The following is a 20837-nucleotide window of genomic DNA, read 5'->3' as shown; positions in this document are numbered from 1 at the left end:
GCGACTACTTGCCGCTTAAAGGCCAAATCATGGATACTACGACGGCCCCTTCTTTTTAATTGATTCATTGGTTTACATTTTTGGGTGTAAACCTATTTTAGGATGTGACCCCTAGTGTTATCCTGATATAGGTTTACATCCGCGTTTGATAATACGGGTTCTTGTTTACAGGGGAATGGTCACAAACAAATTTGTGAAGATATGAGATTTAACGCGCGCCGTATGCCGCTTTGCCTTAACTTGCTTCCATAATACGCAGCAGCCCGCGCTTATGAAGCTGAACAATGACGATATAGCTGCCTTACAACAACAATTGGCCACCGAAGGCAACCAGCAGGCATATAAAACGCTTTACCTCCACTTTCAGCCCTGGCTGTACCAGTTTGCCTATTCCTTCATCAAATCTCACGAGCTGGCGGAAGAAATTGTGTCTGACGTGTTTATCCGCATCTGGCAAAAAAGAACGCAGCTGCTGGAGGTGGAGAATCTGCGCCTGTACCTCTATGTATCCACCAAAAACCACGCGCTCAATTACCTGCAGAAAATGCGCCGCAGCCATGTCTTTAACTTTGACGAGCTGAGCGTGGAGATCACCAGCATACAGGCCAATCCGGAACAATTGCTGATTACCAAGGAGATGCATGACCGGGTAACGCTGGCGGTAAACCAGCTGCCCCTCCGCTGCAAAATGATCTTCAAGCTGGTAAAGGAAGATGGACTCAAATATCGCGAAGTGGCGGAACTGCTGGGCATCTCCGTTAAAACCGTGGAAGCCCAGGTAACCCTGGCCATCAAAAAGCTGGGCAATACCATCCGGTTTGAAGCGGGGCGCTCCACCCCCCTGGGCAATTCAACAGGAGAATAAGCAACATGAAAACTTTTTTTCTCCGGCTTAGGGGTATTTGCCCTTTGCCATTGTCCTCTATACACAACAATCCGTACACATGTCCAACAAGCAAGATGTGATCTGGGAACTGCTGGCAAAAAAACTGTCGGGCGAGGCCACCGCGGCCGAGCTGGCGGAGCTGGAAGCGCTGCTGCGGCAGCACCCTGACCTGCATTATGCGGCTGAGCACCTGTCTGACCTCTGGAAGCAGGAGGCGCCCGCCTCCCTTTACCAGCGGGAGCAGGCCTTTGCAGACCATCTTGACCGGATGAAGCTGGCCGGCACAGACTGGAACAGGCCGGTGAAAAGCGGCCGCCGGGTTGCCATGCAATGGTGGGCCGCCGCTGCGGCCGTAGTGTTGCTGGCGGCAGCTGCCTGGTGGCTGATGCCTGCGGGCAATACGCCGGGGCCTGCAGTGGCGGAAGAAGTGCATGCGGAAAAAGGTACCCGCTCCCGCGTAACCCTGCCAGACGGCTCTGTGGTATGGCTCAATGCAGACAGCCGCCTTACTTATAACAATGATTTTAACAGCAACCTGAGGGAAGTGTACCTGGAAGGGGAGGCATACTTTGACGTGGTGAAGAACAGCGGGAAGCCCTTCATCATCCACACCTCCCGTATGAACATCAAGGTGCTGGGCACCACTTTCAACGTGCGCGCCTATCCGAACGAGCGCACTGCCGAAACCGCCCTCATCAGGGGCAGCGTGGAAGTGAGCGCCGAAGGGCAGCAGATGCGCCCTGTTATTTTGAAACCGAATGAAAAACTGGTGCTGTACCTGGAAGAGCAGCAACCGGGAAAAATAAACGAACAACCAAAACAGGAATTTGCCATCCGCCCGCTGCAAGTGGCGGAGCAGGACGGCTTTCCCCTGGAAACTGCCTGGGTGGAAAATAAACTGGTATTTCGCGATGAGGCGTTCGGCACCCTGGCCGCCCGCCTGGAACGCTGGTACGGCGTACAGATCAGTCTGAACGGCCCCGAGGTGAAAAACCTCCGTTTCACGGGCCGGTTCGAAAAAGAAACGATAGAACAGGTATTGAAGGCACTACAGATCACGGCAGAGTTCAGGTATTCAATGAACGGCAAGAACATTTCTATTTCTCAACAGTAATCATTCAAAGTAAACGGTAACTGACCTGCGCCAAGGCGGGTAATTTGCGAAGGTTTTTTCGCGGAGAGGGTTTCCTATTTAATCACCATTTCTACGCACGATTATGAAAAAACGTCAACATGGATGGAAGCGCCTGTTAACCACTGTTTTGCTGCTGGCAGCCTGCCTGTACGTTTCGGCAAACGGTTTCTCACAGGTGAAGATCACGTTGCAGGTGAAGGATGTAGATATACAAACTGCATTCGAACGCATCGAAAAACAATCAGGCTACCGCATCCTCTACAACCAGGCCCTGCTGCAAGGCATTGGCAGGGTGTCTGTAAACGCGCGCAACGAACCGGTGCGCGAAGTGCTCAACAAGCTGCTGGAGGCTACGCCGCTGGACTATGAGGTGATGGACAACGGGCTGATCGTTTTGAAAAGAAAAAACGCCGGCCCGCAGGACGTAAAGGTAACCGGTAAAGTAACCGATGCCACCGGCGCGGTGGTACCGGGCGCCACCGTACATGTGAAAGGCACTTCCACAGGTACGCTTACGGACGCGGAGGGCAACTACAGCATTACAGTGCCAGATAACGGGGTGCTGGTGTTCACCTACATCGGCTACGTAACACAGGAAGTGGCCATTGCCGGTCAAACCACGGTCAATATTGTGCTGCAAACATCCCGGCATGACCTGGAGCAGGTGGTAGTGGTGGGTTACGGCACGCAGCGGAAGCGTGACCTTACGGGCACTATCAGCTCTGTAAAAGGGGAAGACATTGCCCGCATGCCCAATACCAACCCTATTTCTTCCCTGCAGGGCAGGGTGGCCGGTTTAACCGTAGTGAACAGCGGCGTACCGGGCGCATCTCCCACGGTGCGCATCCGCGGGGTGAACAGCACCAACAACACCAACCCGCTGTACGTGGTAGACGGGGTGTTCCAGCAGAATATTGATTACCTCAACCCTGCTGAAATAGAAAGTATCGAAGTGCTGCGAGACCCTTCGTCCATCGCCATTTTTGGCCTTAGCGGCGGTAACGGCGTAATAGTGGTTACCACTAAAAGGGCCGCAAAAGGAGAAACACGTGTAACGCTGCAAAGCTCCATCAGCATGCAGAAAGTGCAGAACCTCATAGAGGTGACGGACGCCGCTGGCTTCAGGAAGCTGTTTGACGAACAGCTCAAGAACATAGGCGCCGCGCCCTTCGATTATACCAACTACACCGCCAACACCAACTGGCAGAAGCTGGTGTTCCGCACCGCCATGATGAGCAACAACAGCCTCAACATCTCCAACAGCGGCGAAAAGACCACTACGCTTTTTAACGTGGGGTACAACACGCATGAAGGCGTGTTGCGCAATGGCAAATACCAGCGTATTGTGGCCCGGCTGAATGAAGAAATAAGGATCAACAAAAACCTGAAAGTGGGCGCAGACATCACAGGCACTCACTGGATACTGAACGCTGCAGGCGCAGACCTCAATAACGCGAAATTCGCCGCGCCCATAGTGCCCGTTCAGTACAATGAGAACACTTACTACAGCATGCCGTCTTTCCAGCGCACGCAGGTGGGCAACCCCGTAGCCCGCCTCCACAACATGGACCGCAACGCCGTGAACAAGGGTTACCGTTTTGTGGGCAGCGCATTCGCAGAGCTGAAGCTCCTCAGCAACTTTACCTGGCGCTCGGTATTCTACACAGACCTGGGCTTTAACAACAACCGCGGCTACAGCCCGCTGCCTTTTGCGTTTATCAACCTCGGAGAAGGGAACGTGCCAACAGACACTACCATCAATGCCAACGTACGCACCGGGGTAAACCAGCGGCAGGAAGAGTTCCGCAAGTTCCAGCAAGACCATACCCTTACTTTCGAAAAGACATTTAACGAAGTGCACAGGGTAACCGCTACGGGTGGTTTTACCACTTACTATGAAGGCAATACCAACCTTAACGCCAACAGAACAGACACTACGCTGAACATTCCTGATCATCCCGATTTCTGGTATGTGGGCATTGTAGATCCCAACATGCCGGGCGGCTTTGGCGGTGGCGGTGATGAATGGACGTCCATAGGCATTCTTGCGAGGGTAAATTATGCTTATGCCAACAAGTACCTGCTGAACCTTTCATACCGCAGGGACGGCTTGTCAAAGATCAGTCCGGCCAACCGCTGGGGCAACTTCGGCGGCGTGGGGGCAGGCTGGGTGATCAGTGAAGAAGAATTTTTTAAATCCGTCAGCGGCATTGATTTCTTGAAGCTGCGCGGTTCCTGGGGCACTACCGGGGCTGCGCTGGGCATTCGCAACAACATTTTCCGGCCCGGTGTAAGCACGTCTTCCGCCGCTGTATTTGGTGACAATATTTACACGGCCGTGGAACCGGCCTATATACCTGACCCTAATTTGAAATGGGAGGTGGTACACGGGCTGGACCTGGGGTTGGACGTGCGTGCCCTGGCCAGCAGGCTGAGCGCGGAAATTACCCTGTATAACCGCAAAACCACCGACATTATCACAAACATCATCCCGCCGGGATCTTTGGGTAACAAACTCTACACCACCAATCTTGGCACTATCTCAAATAAGGGCATTGAGGTAACACTCAGCTGGCAGGATCATGTAGGGCAGGATTTTTCATACAGCGTATCGCCCATCTTTAGTTACAACCGCAACAAGGTTGAGTCTATCGGTGATAACTTCAACTTCCTGCTCACCGGCAACAGCGGCGCCAACAGAACTATCACCGGCGAGTCTATCGGCCATTTTTACGGGTATAAGCAGGTAGGTATATACCAGTCTTCCGCAGATATGGACAAGATGGCCCGCATGTCCAATTCCCTGCCGGGAGATATTGCTTTTGCCGATACGGACGGGGATGGCGCCATTACGCCCAATGACCGCATCAACCTGGGCTCTCCATTCCCTCCCTACAGCTTCGGGGTGAATGTGAACCTGCGTTACAAACAGTTTGACCTGGTGCTGGAAGGGCAAGGGGTGGCCGGTAATTATGTGTACACCCAACGGCGTACAGGCAACTTTGCCACGCTCAACTATGAGAGCAACCGCCTGAACGCATGGAACGGTCCCGGTACCAGCAACGTAGAGCCTATACTTGACAATACCCGTGCTAATAACTACCTGTTCAGCAATTATTTCCTGGAGCCGGGTGATTATTTCCGGTTTCGCACCGTGCAGCTGGGTTATACGTTCAGTAACGCCTTGCTGACAAAAACGGGCCTGAAAGCAGTTCGGCTTTACCTGAGCGGACAGAATATCCACACTTTCAGCAAAACCACAGGGTATACGCCGGAAGCGCCTATCAGCAATATTCTTGGCGGCGGTGCAGACAATGGGCTGTACCCCTTGCCGGCTACCTACACCTTTGGCCTGAATGTAACCTTTTAGTGAACTGATCAAATACCTGATACAATGAAATTATGCAACAGATACACCGCTTTCCTGTTATGCGCGGCAGCAGTGTGCCTGCTTTGGGCAGGTTGTAAAAAAGGGTTCCTTGACCGCGGCCCGCAGGGGTCATACACCACGGATAATTATCCCTACCCGGAGGGCGCAGGCCCGTACGACCAGTATATATTTGCCTGTTATGACGTCATGCGTTCCTACGATGTAACGGTGATGCCCTTTGTATCCGCCACCAGCATCCGCAGTGATGATGCGGACAAAGGCAGCACGCCATCTGATGACGGCGGCAACATACAGATGGACAATTTTACGCTCACGCCTTCCAACGGCTTGTGCAATGCATTGTGGTTAGGGCATTTCAGCCTGATAGACAGGGCCAACCTTGTGCTCTGGCATATCAGGAATGATCAGGGGCTCAACGCTCCGGAAGAGGCCAAAGTACAGGCGGAAGCAGAAGCTAAATTCTTCCGGGCTTACGCTTACTTCATGCTGGTGCGTTTATTTGGCCGGGTGCCCCTGATAGATTCGACATTTACTGATCCTGTAGGGCAGGCCAACGTGCCGCAAAGCCCGCCCGCAGCTATATACGCGCTTATAGAGAGCGATCTGCAGTTTGCAGCTGCCAACCTGCCGCTCAACTGGGAGCCTCGTTTCATTGGCCGCGCTTCCAAAGGCGCCGCCAACGGGTTGCTGGCCAAGGTGTACATCACCCAGCAGAAATGGGCGCAAGCCATGGCGGCTGCGCAGCAAGTGATAGAAAGCGGCCGGTACAATCTCAGCACGCCTTATGCGAAAATATTCGGTGAAGACGGGGAGAACAGCAGCGAATCCATTTTGGAAGTGCAGGCTACGGCCACATTGAACGAGAAACGCACCCGCGGCTCCCAGCATGCCAGCGTGCAGGGCGTAAGAGGCACCGGCATCTGGAACCTGGGCTGGGGCTTTAATTCACCCAGCCTGTTGCTGGAAGCGGCCTATGAAACAGGAGACCCGCGCAGGGAACGTACCATCCTGTACGCCGGTGGAACCTCCGTATGGGGAGAGCCGGTACCCGCCGGGCTGCCCAACCCGCGCTACAACCATAAGATACTCAGCAGTCCCACCATGCGTAACCAGATACTGGACAATTTCAGCTACTGGATGAACATACGCCTGCTGCGGTATGCAGACGTGGTGCTGCTCTATGCCGAAGCCGCCAATGAAACCGGCAACACACCCGAAGCGCTGGCCAAGCTGGAAATGGTGCGCAAAAGGGCGCGCGGCGCCAACAACGCCATCCTGCCGCAGATCACGGAAACGGACAAAGACCTGCTGCGCAACATCATCCGTCACGAACGCCGCGTGGAAATGGGCATGGAATACGACCGCTTTTTTGACCTGGTGCGCTGGGGCATTGCCGGCCCGGTGCTGCAGGCCGCCGGTAAAAACTTTGTAGTAGGCAAACATGAGCTGCTGCCCATTCCGCAAACGCAGATAGACATCAGCAAGGGCGTGCTCACGCAAAACTTCGGTTATTGATCTCTTAAAATGAACATTATGAAACGATTGATCATATTCTTCAGTCTGGCCGCCTCCGTTACTGCCTGTAAAAAGGACGGTAACCCTAATAAACTGCCGGACGTATCGCCAGACGCCTATGCCGGTAAAATAGACGGGTACGCCAGTTCGGATGAGGTGTTTTCCGCCGCGCTGGTAGCCTACTGGTCTTTTGACGGCACGCAGAACGAACAATTCAGCGGCACGGCGCCCACCGCCAAGGCAGGAGACGGCTTCGTAGACGGTGGCGTAAGGGGAAAAGCGCTCAGCCTCAACGCAGGGTACCTGTATTTTGCCAAGCAGTTCGGCGCGTTCAAAACGGATTCTCTCAAAAGCTTCACTGTGAGCCAGTGGGTGCAGGTGCTGAACAACGGTTCCAAAAAAACAATGCTCTTCCAGCTGGCCCGCCCCGGCATTTTCAACGGCAACATCAACGTGGTGCTGGAAACCAACCGGTACCCGGCTACGGAACTGGAAAAGCTCACCATTCACCCCACCTTCACCGCAGCCAACGGCGGCACGCAGGATAACCTGAACACCGCCAACGGGTCTTTCCCCTTCCTGTCTCCCAAAATAGGGATGGACAAATGGACGCATATTGTGATCACGTACGACGGTGTGGCCAATAACTTCCAGATATGGGCAGACGGCGTGAAGGTGGGCGTGCCCGCTTTCCAGAACCGCGGCACCAACTTCTTCAAGTCTCACGAGCCCAGCGAAGTCATCATCGGCGGCAATTACAATACCATACCGGGCAAAACGGTGAATGCAGATGTTACCTTTGCGCCCCTGACAGGCAATATAGACGAAGTGAGGGTGTACAAGGCGTGCCTGACAGACGCCCACATCAAGGCATTGTACAACCTGGGGCTGTTGCATCAGTAAGGCATTGTGACATATCAGTAAACGTTTGCATAAAAAAGCACGGCCCTTCGGGGCCGTTCCTTTTACCGGCGGGCAGTAAACCGTTTGCATAAAGAAATTGTGATTCCGGCATCTTTTTATTATCATTATTGCAAATAATGAAGTAATACATGTCATCAAGAAGGAATTTTATACTGCAAACGGCCATGGGGCTTGCCGCCACTACGGTGGCGCCGCTGGCCGCCGCAGCCGGCGCCTCTGTAGCGCGGCCACAGGCAAAAGACCTGCCCATCGGCATGGCGGGCTACACCTTTGCCAAGTTTGACCTGGAAAAGGCCATTGCCATGATGAAGCGGGTGAACATCACCAACATTTCCGTGAAAGACATTCACCTGCCCCTCAACAGTACGCCTGAAAAGATACAGGCCGTGCTGGAGCAGTTCAAGACAGGCGGCATTCATGTATATGGCGTAGGGGTTATCTACATGAAATCTGAAAAAGCGGTAGATGATGCTTTCGCTTATGCCAAAAGGGTAGGGGTGCCGCTGATCGTAGGCGTGCCCAACCCGGAGCTGCTGGATTATACAGAGGCAAAGATCAAGGAGTATAACATCAAACTGGCCATCCATAACCACGGCCCGGAAGATAAGCTGTATCCCGGCCCCAAAAATGTGTACGATCTTATTAAGAACCGTGACGCACGCATGGGCATCTGTCTCGACATCGGCCACGCGCAACGCGCGGGCGAAGATCCCGCCAAAGCTATCGTAGCCTACAAGGAGCGCATATTTGACCTGCACATCAAAGACGTGACGGAAGGCTCCAACAAGGGCAAGGCCACTGAAATAGGCCGCGGCGTGATTGATTTTGCAGCGCTCATCAAAGCGTTGCGGAAGATCAAGTACAGCGGTTATTCCAGCATTGAGTACGAGAAAGATATGACAGACCCCCTGCCGGGCATTGCTGAATCTGCCGGTTTCTTCAGAGGAGTGATCAAAACCGTCAGCTGATAATATTCGAAGCCGTTCTTGCAATTGCAGGAGCGGCTTCTTGTTTCACCGCCCCATATTCCGGAATGCCTTCGGAGACACCCCGTTCTTCATCTTGAACGCTTTCGAAAAGTAGAATAACGATTCAAACCCCACCTGGTAGCTTACTTCACTGATGGTGAGGTTGGTGTCTGCCAGCAGCTCCTTCGCTTTGTCAAGCTTCAGGTTGAGGAGGTACTGGTTGGGAGACTGGCCGGTGATCTTCTTGAAATCCCGCCTGATCTTTGAATACCCTGCCGGCAGCCGCTTCACGATGTTCTCGATGCTATCCGGGTTCTGGATGGATTCCCGCAGCAGGAACCTGGTTTCTTCCACCAGCTGGTGCGTATGGTCTGCATTGAGGTGCTGATACCGGGCGGCGGCTTTTACCAGCCCAAGTATCTGCAGCGTGATGCCGGTAATGATCTGGTGGTAACCGGGGGCTGCCTGCTGTATTTTTTCCAGCAGTTGCTGGAAGAGCCGCAACAGGTTATCGTTATGCCCGGTTGCTATAAAAGGGTTGCCTGCGTCAAAGTTTTCCATCAGCAGGTTGGGGTACGTTCCCTTAAAGCCCACCCAGTATTCTTCCCAGCCACTGTCTACGTCCGGCTTATAGCGGTGCCATACACCGGGGAACAGCAGGAAGCAGGTGCCTTCCTGTATGGTACGGCTTTCTGTTTGAGCAGATTCAAAAATGCCCTGCCCCTTGGATATAAAAACGAGATAATAGCCTTCCAGTATCCTGCCGCTGTCCCAATTGAACTTGTGGCTGTCAGGGTGGTTCGTATTGAGCGGGTAAGGTTGGCGGATATCAATTTTTGTATATCCGGCGGTGGTAATGTAAAAGCCCCAATTGATCTCCTGCGGGCCAAATGGCAAATATTTGCTATAGTTCTTCATTGCTGTGGGCTTGACGGAAGGCAAGCGGGTATGCTCAAAAATTACAAACTATATCGCAAATTTTGTATTTTTTTTACCTGGTGCTTTATTAACTTTAAGCAGACTTTCTTATATTATGTGCATGATTAACGGGGCAAAACAGTAACGGGATGGGTGCTTACGGCCTATACAGCGACCAGCAACTGATCACATTCTTACAGCAGGGAGACGAGCAGGCTTTTACCGAAATATACAACCGGTACTGGCAGCGGATGTTTGTGCTTGCCTCCCGGAAGCTGTTTGACCTGGAAGAGGCGCGGGAAGTAGTGCAGAACATTTTTATTAATCTCTGGGAGCGCAGGGCCCGCCTGGAAATAGACAGCACCCTCTCCGCATACCTGTCTGTTTGCGTGAAATACAGGATCATCAATACATTGGATAAACATTACGTCCGCAAAAAGCACGCTGCTGAATTTACGGCCGCCGTTGCCCATAATACTACAGAAGAATGGCTTGAATTTGAGGAAACGAGGGAGCGGCTGGCCAGGCTGGTGGCAGACCTGCCGGAAAAATGCCGGATGGTGTTTACCATGAGCCGGGATAAAGGCATGTCCCAGAAACAAATTGCAGAAGCGCTGCATATCTCCGAAAAAACGGTGGAGGCCCATCTTGGAAAGGCGCTCAAAACGCTGAAAGCAGGGCTCAGAAGTTACCTTCTGCTCTGACGCCACCCGCCTGAAAATTTTTTTATTCTCCACTAAGGGATTCCCTTTCCTGAACTGACATAGTTATAAATGCCACAATCATGAGCAGCTCCGAAGAGCGGCAACGGTACGAATACCTGGCCCACAGATGGAAGAACAAAAGCATCTCTCCCGAAGAGGAGGCGGAGTTGATGGCATGGCTAAACCGTGACAGCGATGAACCGCTGGCCGTTCCGGATACATTTGCGGCATCTGCGGAGCAGCTGAAGGATGAGATGTATGCAGGGATAAAGGCTGGTACCGGTAGAAAGAAACCGGTTATCAGGCGCTGGGTGGCCGTGGCCGCGGCGGCGGCCGTGTTGTTTGCCGTGGCGCTTTCGGTATGGCTGGTGAATACGCCCGTTTCAAGGCAACCAACGGCCGGGCAGGTGTTTCCCGGAGATGTGGCGCCCGGCGGCAATATGGCCACGCTGACCCTGGGCAACGGGCAAACCGTTCAGTTGAGCAGCGCACGCAGCGGAGTGGTGATCAACACCGCTGGGCTGACCTACAATGACGGCTCTGCCGTGGATGCGCCCGCAGGCAGCGGCGGTGCGGAAAGCCTGGTAGCCACTACGCCGAGGGGAGGTACCTACCAGATCATTTTACCGGATGGCTCCAGGGTATGGCTCAACGCGGCGTCTTCCCTTAAATTCCCCTCCACGTTTAAAGATAAATCTATACGCACCGTAGAACTGAGCGGTGAGGCTTACTTCGAAATTGCCAAAGTGAAACAACCCGGCGGGAACGGCATGGTGCCTTTTATTGTGAACAGCAACGGGCAAGCGGTGGAAGTGCTGGGCACCGCGTTCAACATCAGCAGCTACCCGGAAGACAGCCAGGTCAGGACCACGCTGGTGGAAGGCAGTGTACGCATCAACGGCGGCAAGGGGCAGCCTGTATTGCTGCAGCCGGGCCAGCAGGCGGTATGGACAAACGGCGCCATAGCAGTGCATCAGGCAAATACCGAAGCGGCCCTGGCATGGAAGAACGGCTATTTTATGTTCAATGATGAACCACTGGGAAGCATCATGCAGAAGCTGTCCCGCTGGTACAATATAGATCCCGTATTTGAAGACGACCTTACACAGCATACATTTTTCGGCATGGTATCCAAATCGAAGCCTATCTCCGCAGTGCTTAACATTATGGAGACTACAGGCGGCGTACATTTTAGAATAGAAGGACGGAAGGTCATTGTAAAAAAGTAACAACCAAATTCTGAAGGCATAGAAGAAAGCCTTCACCACCAAACCAACAGAATACATTATGATGGACTATTTTCTCGGTCTGTACAGACCCGGGCGGGCTGTTTGCATGCCAGGCCAGATGAAACGCTGCATGAAACTGGTCATGCTGCTGATGACGGCGCTCCTGCTGCAGGTGAACGCGGCATCTTATGCGCAGCCTATTACCCTCGAAGTGAAGAACGCCTCTCTAAAAAGTGTGATCACCACCTTGAGGTCGCAGAGCGGGTATGATTTTATGGTCAGCTCGGAAGTGCTCAACGCTGCGCGGCCCATAACGGTCAGCCTCCGGAACGCCAGCCTGGAAGCCGCACTGGAAGCCTGCTTCAAGGGCCAGGAATTGACCTATGCTATTGTAGACGGCAGCGTTGTCATTAAACCGAAACCGCAGCCTGCCGGCAGCCTCTTTGCGCTCATTGATGTAAAGGGCAAGGTAACGAACAGCAAAGGCGCCCCGGTGCCGGGCGTGGTGATCAGGGTGAGCGGCAGCAATAAAAATACCGTGAGTGATGACCAGGGGCAGTACAAGCTGAGCGGCGTGGCAGACAACGCGGTGCTCTTGTTTTCCATGATGGGGTTTGCCCCGCAGACGGTATCCATTAACGGCAGAAAAGAGATAGATGTGGTGCTGGCCGAAGCTGATACCAGGCTGAACGAAGTAGTGGTGGTAGGCTATGGCAGCATGCTGAAAAAAGACCTGACGGGAGCGGTAGGGCAGGTAGACCCTGCAGAAATGGCCAAGGCGCCGGTAGCCACCTTTGACCAGGCGCTGGCAGGGCGTGTAGCCGGGGTCAGCGTATCATCGGGAGACGGGCAGCCCGGCAGCGTCAGTAACATCGTGATCAGGGGCGGCAACTCCCTCACGCAAAGCACATCCCCCCTGTATGTAATAGACGGGTTCCCGGTGGAGAACTTTGAGCAGTCTCCGGTAAGCCCGGAAGAAATAGCCACGTTCACCGTACTGAAAGACGCGTCTGCCACCGCTATTTACGGCGCCAGGGGCGCCAACGGCGTGATCGTGATCACTACCAAAAAGGGCCGCAGCGGAAAACCTGTGGTAGACTACAAGGGCTCCATTGGCGTGCAGCAGGTAACTAATACCATGGAAATGATGAGCCCTTATGAATTTGTGAAATACCAGCTGGAACTGACGCCGGCTCCCGCAAAGGAGACTTACCTGGACAAGCACGGGCTTACCCTGGAAGATTACCGGAGCAAACAAGGCTATAACTGGCAAGACCTGCTCCTCCGCACCGCGCCCATGCAGATCCACAACATAGCCGTGAGAGGCGGCACCGGCGGCACCCGCTACAGCATCTCCGGCTCGCTGTATGACCAGGAAGGGGTGATCATCAATTCCAATTACAAACGTTACACCGGCAGGGTGGTGCTGGACCAGGATATTTCACCTAAAGTAAAAACAGGCGTGAACATTGCGCTGGGGCAAACCATCACCAACGGGTACCCCATTGCGCAGGGCGGCGCCAGCATGCTGGGCTACGTGATGTACAATGCCTGGGCCTACCGCCCCGTTACCGCCGGGAACGAGAACCTGGTGGAAGAGTTTATTGACGATGATCCCCAGAACACAGGCTCGTTCCTGCGTATCAACCCCGTGATCAACGCACAGGAAGAATTTTACAAGAATACACATACTGATGTTTCGGTAAACAGCTACCTTTCCTACAACATCCTGGAGGGCCTTACGCTCCGCGTTACAGGAGGCCTGATCAGCAGGAAGTCGCAGAACCAGTATTTCTATAACTCCAAAACATCCCGCGGTACGCCGTTTGGCGCCACCAATGTCAGGGGCGTGTACGGCGGTGTGGCGAACAGCATGAGCCGTTCCTGGCTGAACGAGAACACGCTCAGCTACCACAAGGTCTTCAACAGGAAACATACGGTAGACCTGCTCGGCGGTTTCACCGTACAGCAGGCTAACAGCGAGCGTTATGCGTTTGAGGCATCGAAAGTACCTAATGAAGAGCTGGGCATTGCAGCGCTGGCTTCAGGCACGCCCTACAGCAATACTTCCGCCCAGAGCGTTAACACCATGGCTTCCTATTTTGGCAGGGTCAACTATAACTATGATTCACGCTACCTGCTTACGTTTACCATGCGTGCGGACGGCTCTTCCAAATTTCCCGGCAGTAACAAATGGGGCTACTTTCCCTCCGGTGCGCTGGCCTGGCGTGTGAAGGGAGAGAATTTCCTGAAAGACAGCCGCCTCGTGTCTGACGCCAAGCTGCGTGTAAGCTATGGTGTTACAGGCAATAACAGGGTGGGTGATTTCGCCTATTTCCCCGGCCTGGTGCTGAATGACACCTATGGCTATTCCTATGGCGATGCCGAGCCGGTAAAAGGGCTGATCTATGGTTCTATGGGCAACTCGCTGCTGAAGTGGGAGAGCACCGGGCAACTGGACATTGGCCTGGAGCTGGGGTTCTTTAATGACAGGATCTCCCTCAGCGCAGACGTTTACCGCAAAACCACGTCTGACCTGTTGCTCAATGCCAGCGTGCCGCGTACCACCGGTTTTACTACCGTGTTCGAGAACATTGGCTCCATCCGCAACCAGGGCCTGGAGCTGACCCTCAATACCGTGAACATCCGGAAAAAAGATTTCAGCTGGGAAAGCAATTTCAATATCGCCTTCAACGGCAACAAGATCATTGGGCTTGTAAGCGGGGAAAACAACCTGCGTACTGCTGTGACCTGGGACAATTTTTACCAGACGCCGCTGTACATTGCCCGCGTCGGGCAGCCGGCGGCGCTGTTCTATGGTTATATATGGGACGGCAACTACCAGTACAGCGATTTTGATGAGGTGGCCCCCGGCCGCTACGTGCTGAAAAGCACGGTGCCCACCAGTGAAAGCACCCGCCCGTCTGTGTCTACCGTACAGCCGGGAGATATCAGGTACCGGGACCTGAATGGGGATGGCGTGATCACCTCCGCAGACCAGGGCATCATCGGCAACCCGCAGCCTGCGCACACCGGCGGTTTTTCCAACAACATCAGCTACAAGGGGCTGAGCCTGAGCGTGCTCCTGCAATGGTCTTACGGCAACGACGTGTACAACGCCAACCGCATGGTGTTCGAAGGCAACTCCCTGGGGCGCCCCGGTATGAACCAGTACGCGGAATACACCAACCGCTGGACGCCGGAAAACCCCAGCAACACCATGTACCGCACCGGCGGGCACGGGCCGTTCGGGTACTATTCTTCCAGGGTGATAGAAGATGCGTCTTTTTTAAGGCTGAAAACCGTTTCGCTGGCATACCGCGTTCCTCCCGTCTGGTCAAAAAAACTGAAAATGAGCAACCTGTCTTTCAACCTGTCTGCGCAAAACCTGCTGGTGTGGACCAACTACAAGGGGATGGACCCCGAAGTGTCTGTACGCCATTCAGCCCTTACACCCGGCTTCGATTTTTCAGCTTACCCGCGTGCAAGAACGGTTGTGTTCGGGATCAATGCCACATTTTAGCCAATCAAAATCAACAGGAACATGAAGATCAAACATATTATACCACTTGTATGCCTCTTGTCAGGCACTACCGCCTGCAAGAAGTTTCTGGATACCAAACCGCTTGACGTGCTGGCGCCGGCTAACTACTATACTACGGAAGACCATCTGCGGTATGGCCTGGCCGGTGTATACGACATTCTCGGCAAAGCGCCTTTGTATGCCTATACCATGACGGTAAAGCTGGCCACGGAAGCAGATGAAGGATATTACATGCGGGCCACCCAGATCAACGGGCCCCAGCTATACAACTTTACTTCCAGCGACCCGGAGATACTGAACCTCTGGACCACGCTGTACCAGGGCATCAGTCGCGCCAACGCCCTGCTGGAAAACGTTAACAAGCCGGTGATGGACGAGACTGTCCGCGGCCACATCAAAGGCGAAGCCCTGTTTTTGAGGGCGTATTATTATTTCCTGCTGGTGTCCAACTTCGGGGACGTGCCGCTCATCCTGAACACCGTTAGCTCCGTGCTGGGCAACGACGTGGCCAGGAGCCCCGCAGCGGAGGTGTATGAGCAGATCACGAAAGACATGAAGGAGGCGGAGCAGCTGGTGCAAACGGCCAGCCAGGCAGCTATTGGCGGCAGGATCAGCAAGTCTGCCGTAAGAGGCATACTGGCGCGGGTGTACCTGTACTGGGCCGGTTACCCGCTCATGAACACCGCCAAATACAAGGATGCGAGGGACTGGGCTAAAAAGGTGATAGACGATGCGGAGTCTGCCCATCGCCTGAACCCTTCATTCAGCCAGGTGTTCGTGAACTACGCGCAGGATAAGTACGATATGAAGGAAAGCATCTGGGAAGTAGAATTTTCCGCCAAGGGAAATACCCGTGAGCTGGGGCAGATCGGTTCGTGGATAGGCATTACATCAACGAACGCCGCCATTGGAACGGCTTACGGTTTTATTGGCGTTACAGACCGCCTGTACCGTTCCTATGAGCCCGGAGACATCCGGCGAGACAGGGCCATTGCCAATTTCAGCTACACGGCCACCGGTACAAAAACATTCCATGCCGCCACTGTTCCCGGTTATAACAGAACCGTGGGCAAATGGAGAAGAGAAGAGGAGCTGGTGAACCCCAAGCCTAACCAGTCCACGCCGCAAAACCTGGCCTTGCTCCGCTATTCAGATGTGTTGCTGATGTTTGCCGAAGCAGACAATGAAGTGAACGGCGCGCCCAGCCAGGCTGCCATTGACGCGGTGAACATGGTGAGGCGCAGGGGCTGGTCTACCGGCATTAAAACTATCACGGTGCTGTCTGGCGGCAGCGGGTATACCAGCGCGCCCACGGTTACCTTCAACGGCGGCAATGGTTCCGGTGCGGCTGCAACCGCCACGGTAGCAGGCGGGCAGGTAACAGCCATTGTGCTTAACCCGGACGCTGTTACCGGTACCGCTATGGGAGAAGGGTACACTACAGCTCCAACCATCACCATCACCGGCGGCGGCGGCTCCGGCGCTACCGCGGCGGCCACCATCTACACCACGGCAGATGCGGATATACCTGCACTGGACAAAGCAGGCTTCCTCAAGTTGATACAGGCTGAACGCTCCCGCGAGCTGTGTTTTGAGGGCATGCGGAAATACGATCTCATCCGGTGGAATATTTTTGTTCCCACCCTGAAAGAAGTAGCGTCAGAATTTACCGCAGATGCGCCCGCCAACTTGAAATATGGTGCGCTGAGCTTTAACAACGTGCAATCCAGGAACGAGCTGTTTCCCATACCTATTACGGAGCTGGGCCTCAACAAGCTGCTGGTGCAAAACCCCGGATGGTAATATAAAGGTGTACGATTCAAAAAAGACGAATACGCATGAAAACATACATATGCTTTTTGACGGCGGCCATAATGCTGACAGCCGCAAGTTGCCGGAAAGACCTGGCATTCAGCGAACCGGATTTTGAAGTGTCTGTTGCGCAAGACCAGTACCAGGTGGGAGATACAGTGGAGTTCATCTTCAAGGGCAACCCAGACTACCTCACGTTCTTTTCCGGCGAAAGCGGCAACAACTACGCTAACCGTGAAAGGACCAGCGTAACCGGTACCCCGAAGATCAGCTTCACCTCTTTTGCCCAGTACGGCACACAGCAAAACAGCCTCAGCCTGCTGGTGTCTACAGACTTCAATGGCAAGGTGGATGCGGATATTGCCCAGGCCACCTGGACGGACATTACCGCGCAGGCAAAGCTTTCCACCGGGGCAGACAATACGCCCTCCGGTGAAATTGATCTTTCCCCTTTTGCTGATGGGGACAGAACGGTTTATGTGGCGTTCCGGTACATTGGCACACAAAGCGCCACTTCCGCGCAGAAAACCTGGACTATCAAAAATTTCCAGCTGTATACTGAAACCGCGGGCGGAGAAAAGGTATATTCTGTAAACGCCATTCCCGCCGCCGGCTTTACCGCGGTGAGCATTAAAAACGATGAAAAGAAATGGACGCAGAACGCCACGCAATTGCAGATGGCCGGGGGAGGCGCCAATACGCCGGACAATGAAGACTGGATAGTGGCGGCGCTCATTCCCAACCGCGTGAGCCCTGACTGGGGCGTGGGCATCAAGGACGTGACCGGTACGCTGAACACTTACCGGTATGTGCTGCAACAGCCCGGAGACCGGGAGGTGGTGTTTGTAGCATCCAACGCCAATGTAACCGGCGCCAAATCTGTTGTCAGGAAAATAAACATCCGCGTTTCGCAATAAGTATGAAAAGATTTTTGACCGCATGGCTGCTGCTTATTACAGGCATCGGGCTGCCATGCTTTGCCCAGCAGGATTTTGACGCCGCCTTGTTCCGCCAGCCGCCCTTGCGCTACGGCCCCTTTACCCGGTGGTGGTGGCCGGGCAATGATGTGAACGAACAGGAGCTGAGGAGGGAAGTGCGCCTCTTTGCAGAAAAGAAATTCGGCGGCGTGGAAATTCAGCCGCTGACGGTGGGCATCAACCCAAACAGCCGGGACCTTGACCGGGTGTATAGCTGGCATACGCCTTCCTTCTACAATCATGTGCGTGCCGTAATGGACGAGGCCGTTAAAACAGGGCTTACGGTAGACATGAACGGAGGCAGCGGCTGGCCTTTGGGAGGGCCGTTCGTAAAACCGGCGGAAAGCATGCTTACCATGGAGTCTGCAGACACCGTGGTGGCGGGCGGAACGCTCGTGAACATGCCTGTACCGGCCCTGCAAGCAGACTATTCCGCCATTACCCGCAACGGCAACCCCGTTTACAACCCGGTAGACCTTTCGCAGGCGCAGCTGCTGTCTGTTTGTGCGGCCAGGATAACCGCGCAGCAGAACGGTACCACCTGGCTGGACGCTTCCAGCCTGGTGCAGCTGCAGCCGCATGTGCGCGCAGGAAAGCTGCGGTGGAAAGCCCCCGCAGGGGGAGAATGGAAGATCGTTGCCATGTACATGCTGCCCAACGGGGAAAAACCCATGTACATAGGCACCAGGCAAACAAGCCTGGTGGCAGACCATCTGAACGCAAAGGCGGTTGAAGACAGTTATGGGCATTTGTTCGGTGAGGGTACCGGCCTGAACAAGTATTATGGAAAACCCTTCAGGGCTGTGTTTAATGACAGCAAGGAGTTCATCACCAGCCGCCACATTTCCGCAGATTTTATAGCACAGTTCAAAAAAAGAAGAGGATACGATATCCGCCCCTGGCTGGCGGCCAACATGATCCCCAACTACAACAACGCCTATTCATTCGGGCGGGATACCGTGCCCCGGTATGCTTTTTCTGCTGAAGACCCGCGGTTGCATTATGATTACAACCTGACCATCTCCGAGCTTTACAAGGAAAACTTCCTCAACGCCAGCAGGCGCTGGTTGGAGCAGCGAGGCCTGCAGCACCGTACCCAGGAGTACGGGCTGATGGTAGATATCATCGGCGCCAGCGGCCTTGCCTCTATTCCGGAAGCGGAGCAGTTATCTGCCGGCGGGTCTGACGGGCTGGTGAAGCTGGTTGCTTCCGGCGCGCATCTTTACAACCGGCCGGTAATAGCCCAGGAATCCTATGTTTTCAGCCAGCGTGCGGGCATGACCACGCCGCAAAAGATCAAGGCCTTTGCCAATAAATCTTTCGCCGCAGGCATCAACCAACTGGTATACCACGGTACTTCCTACAAATACCAGACGGGAGAGTACGGCGTGGAAGGATGGAACACCTGGTCTACGCCCTTCCGCAATTTCAACTACGCCTCCAATTTCAGCGAAGGGTACAACTACTGGAACTACATGGGAGAGATCAACACCTTTATTGCCAGGAGCCAGTATGCACTGAGAGCAGGCCGGCCGCGGGCAGACGTGCTGGTGTACTTTCCCTTTGTTGACGCAGGGCCTTCCCAGTTTGTATACAACCCGGAAGAAACATTCGTGAACGGTTATTTTGAAGACCTGGAGCCATTTGGCGCCGGCGCTACAAAAAAGCGTATTCCCAACCCCACCGTAATACAGCGGTGGTTCATAGACACCTGGCCATTGCTGAACAAGCTGGAAGCGGCGGGGCTGACGTGGGATTATGTGAATGACGAGTCGCTCCTGGCCGCATCCAATGTCTCAGGCGCCATTACCGTGCGTGGTAATAACTATCAGGCGCTGGTATTGTCATGCCTGCCGTACATGCCGGTTGAAACAGCAGAGCAGGTGCGGCAGCTGGCGGGCCAGGGTGCAAAAGTGCTGATATACGGAAAAGCGCCGGCCAGGCAGCCTGGTTTCAAAGACTACCGGGCCAATGACGCAAAAGTGGCCGCCATCTTTACGGCGGTGGCCAAGGGGGCGCAGGTATGGCAAATACAGGCGCTGCAAGCCGTTGAAGAATGGTGCCGGCAGATGGACATGCCTGTCCGTTTTGAACAGCCTTACAATTTCATCAGGCAGGCGCAAAGGGAAATGAAAGACGGCAGCCGTCTGCATTTCTTCTGGAACAAAAGCACCGCGGCACAGCATATTTCACTCAGCCTGGATAAAAAGTTTTCACAAAGCTACCTGCTTGACGCGGAGACCGGCCAGATTACCCGTAATGCAGGCCCTGTTGTGCAGATAGCGTTGCAGCCTTACAGCGCGGTGTTCTTATACGCTGCGGTTACAGGAAGCATTACGGCCCCATTGCCGGCAGGCCGGAAAGAAGGCAGGGTAGTGGCGCAGCCTTCGGTGTGGGATGTGAAAGCCGGGGAAGTACATCTTGAGAACAGCCGCTTGTTTGACTGGCGGGAAGATAGTGTGTTGAAGTATTCTTCCGCCGAAGCTGTTTACAGCACTGCTTTTTCTCTTTCAATGAAAGAGAATGCGGCTTACCACCTGTCTCTTGGCGACGTATTTTTCACCGCCGAAATATGGATCAACGGGCAGTATGCCGGCAAACGCCTCTGGCCGCCGTATGAGCTGGATGTGACCCGTTTGCTGAAAAACGGGGAGAATACCTTGCGGGTAATGGTGACACCGGCCAACCGCAACTTTTTTGTAGGGCAGGGGGAAAAGGGCAATCCCAGGTACCAGCAGTTCAAAGGGCTGGGCAAAACACTGCTGCCCGCTGGCATGACGGGGCCGGTGCGCATCATCGAACTCACTGACTAATGCATATCACTAAACTACGAA

General features: G+C 54.1%; 13 protein-coding genes. 12 read left to right on the top strand and 1 reads right to left on the bottom strand.

The features are described from left to right. The first annotated feature begins 271 nt into the window (after nucleotides 1-271). From ABDW36_RS16315 to ABDW36_RS16290, 6 genes are all read left to right on the top strand, one after another. Nucleotides 272-865, top strand: coding sequence for an RNA polymerase sigma-70 factor (locus ABDW36_RS16315; protein WP_343702991.1), 594 nt, complete (start codon nucleotides 272-274; stop codon nucleotides 863-865). Between the two features lie 79 nt (nucleotides 866-944). Continuing rightward, a complete protein-coding gene (locus ABDW36_RS16310) occupies nucleotides 945-2000 on the top strand; it encodes a FecR family protein (protein WP_343702990.1) in 1056 nt (351 codons plus the stop codon). A gap of 103 nt (nucleotides 2001-2103) precedes the next feature. Beyond that, nucleotides 2104-5391 carry a SusC/RagA family TonB-linked outer membrane protein gene (locus tag ABDW36_RS16305; RefSeq protein WP_343702989.1) on the top strand — a complete coding sequence of 1096 codons (3288 nt, stop codon included), beginning with the start codon at nucleotides 2104-2106 and terminating at the stop codon, nucleotides 5389-5391. Between the two features lie 24 nt (nucleotides 5392-5415). After that, nucleotides 5416-6927 carry a RagB/SusD family nutrient uptake outer membrane protein gene (locus ABDW36_RS16300; RefSeq protein WP_343702988.1) on the top strand — a complete coding sequence of 504 codons (1512 nt, stop codon included), beginning with the start codon at nucleotides 5416-5418 and terminating at the stop codon, nucleotides 6925-6927. A gap of 18 nt (nucleotides 6928-6945) precedes the next feature. Then, a complete protein-coding gene (locus tag ABDW36_RS16295) occupies nucleotides 6946-7830 on the top strand; it encodes a LamG-like jellyroll fold domain-containing protein (protein WP_343702987.1) in 885 nt (294 codons plus the stop codon). A gap of 149 nt (nucleotides 7831-7979) precedes the next feature. After that, complete coding sequence (locus ABDW36_RS16290) at nucleotides 7980-8819, top strand: sugar phosphate isomerase/epimerase family protein (protein WP_343702986.1); 840 nt, start codon at nucleotides 7980-7982, stop codon at nucleotides 8817-8819. A gap of 45 nt (nucleotides 8820-8864) precedes the next feature. Here ABDW36_RS16290 and ABDW36_RS16285 read toward each other — a convergent pair whose 3' ends face one another. Further along, the gene (locus tag ABDW36_RS16285) at nucleotides 8865-9737 is read right to left on the bottom strand and encodes an AraC family transcriptional regulator (protein ID WP_343702985.1); all 873 of its coding nucleotides are present in this window, start codon (nucleotides 9735-9737) and stop codon (nucleotides 8865-8867) included. Between the two features lie 149 nt (nucleotides 9738-9886). Here ABDW36_RS16285 and ABDW36_RS16280 point away from each other — a divergent pair, with 149 nt between their 5' ends. The 6 genes from ABDW36_RS16280 (at nucleotide 9887) to ABDW36_RS16255 (ending at nucleotide 20816) form a co-directional block, all read left to right on the top strand. Further along, nucleotides 9887-10441 carry an RNA polymerase sigma-70 factor gene (locus tag ABDW36_RS16280; protein WP_343702984.1) on the top strand — a complete coding sequence of 185 codons (555 nt, stop codon included), beginning with the start codon at nucleotides 9887-9889 and terminating at the stop codon, nucleotides 10439-10441. An 80-nt stretch (nucleotides 10442-10521) separates the two neighbouring features. Next, entirely contained in the window at nucleotides 10522-11670 is a 1149-nt protein-coding gene (locus ABDW36_RS16275; protein WP_343702983.1) for a FecR domain-containing protein, read from the top strand. Nucleotides 11671-11800: 130 nt separating this feature from the next. Next, nucleotides 11801-15193 (top strand): TonB-dependent receptor, encoded by a 3393-nt coding sequence (locus ABDW36_RS16270; protein ID WP_343702982.1) that lies wholly within the window; start codon nucleotides 11801-11803, stop codon nucleotides 15191-15193. Nucleotides 15194-15214: 21 nt separating this feature from the next. Then, a complete protein-coding gene (locus ABDW36_RS16265; RefSeq protein ID WP_343702981.1) occupies nucleotides 15215-17017 on the top strand; it encodes a RagB/SusD family nutrient uptake outer membrane protein in 1803 nt (600 codons plus the stop codon). Nucleotides 17018-17052: 35 nt separating this feature from the next. Beyond that, complete coding sequence (locus ABDW36_RS16260; RefSeq protein ID WP_343702980.1) at nucleotides 17053-17943, top strand: DUF5017 domain-containing protein; 891 nt, start codon at nucleotides 17053-17055, stop codon at nucleotides 17941-17943. 2 nt (nucleotides 17944-17945) lie between these two features. Then, entirely contained in the window at nucleotides 17946-20816 is a 2871-nt protein-coding gene (locus tag ABDW36_RS16255) for a glycosyl hydrolase (RefSeq protein WP_343702979.1), read from the top strand. The last annotated feature ends 21 nt before the right edge of the window (nucleotides 20817-20837 follow it).

It is taken from the genome of Chitinophaga sp., assembly GCF_039596455.1.
In the GTDB taxonomy this organism is placed as follows: domain Bacteria; phylum Bacteroidota; class Bacteroidia; order Chitinophagales; family Chitinophagaceae; genus Chitinophaga.
Note: the sequence above shows the minus strand (reverse complement) of the source record. Positions and strands in the feature narration are given on the sequence as shown.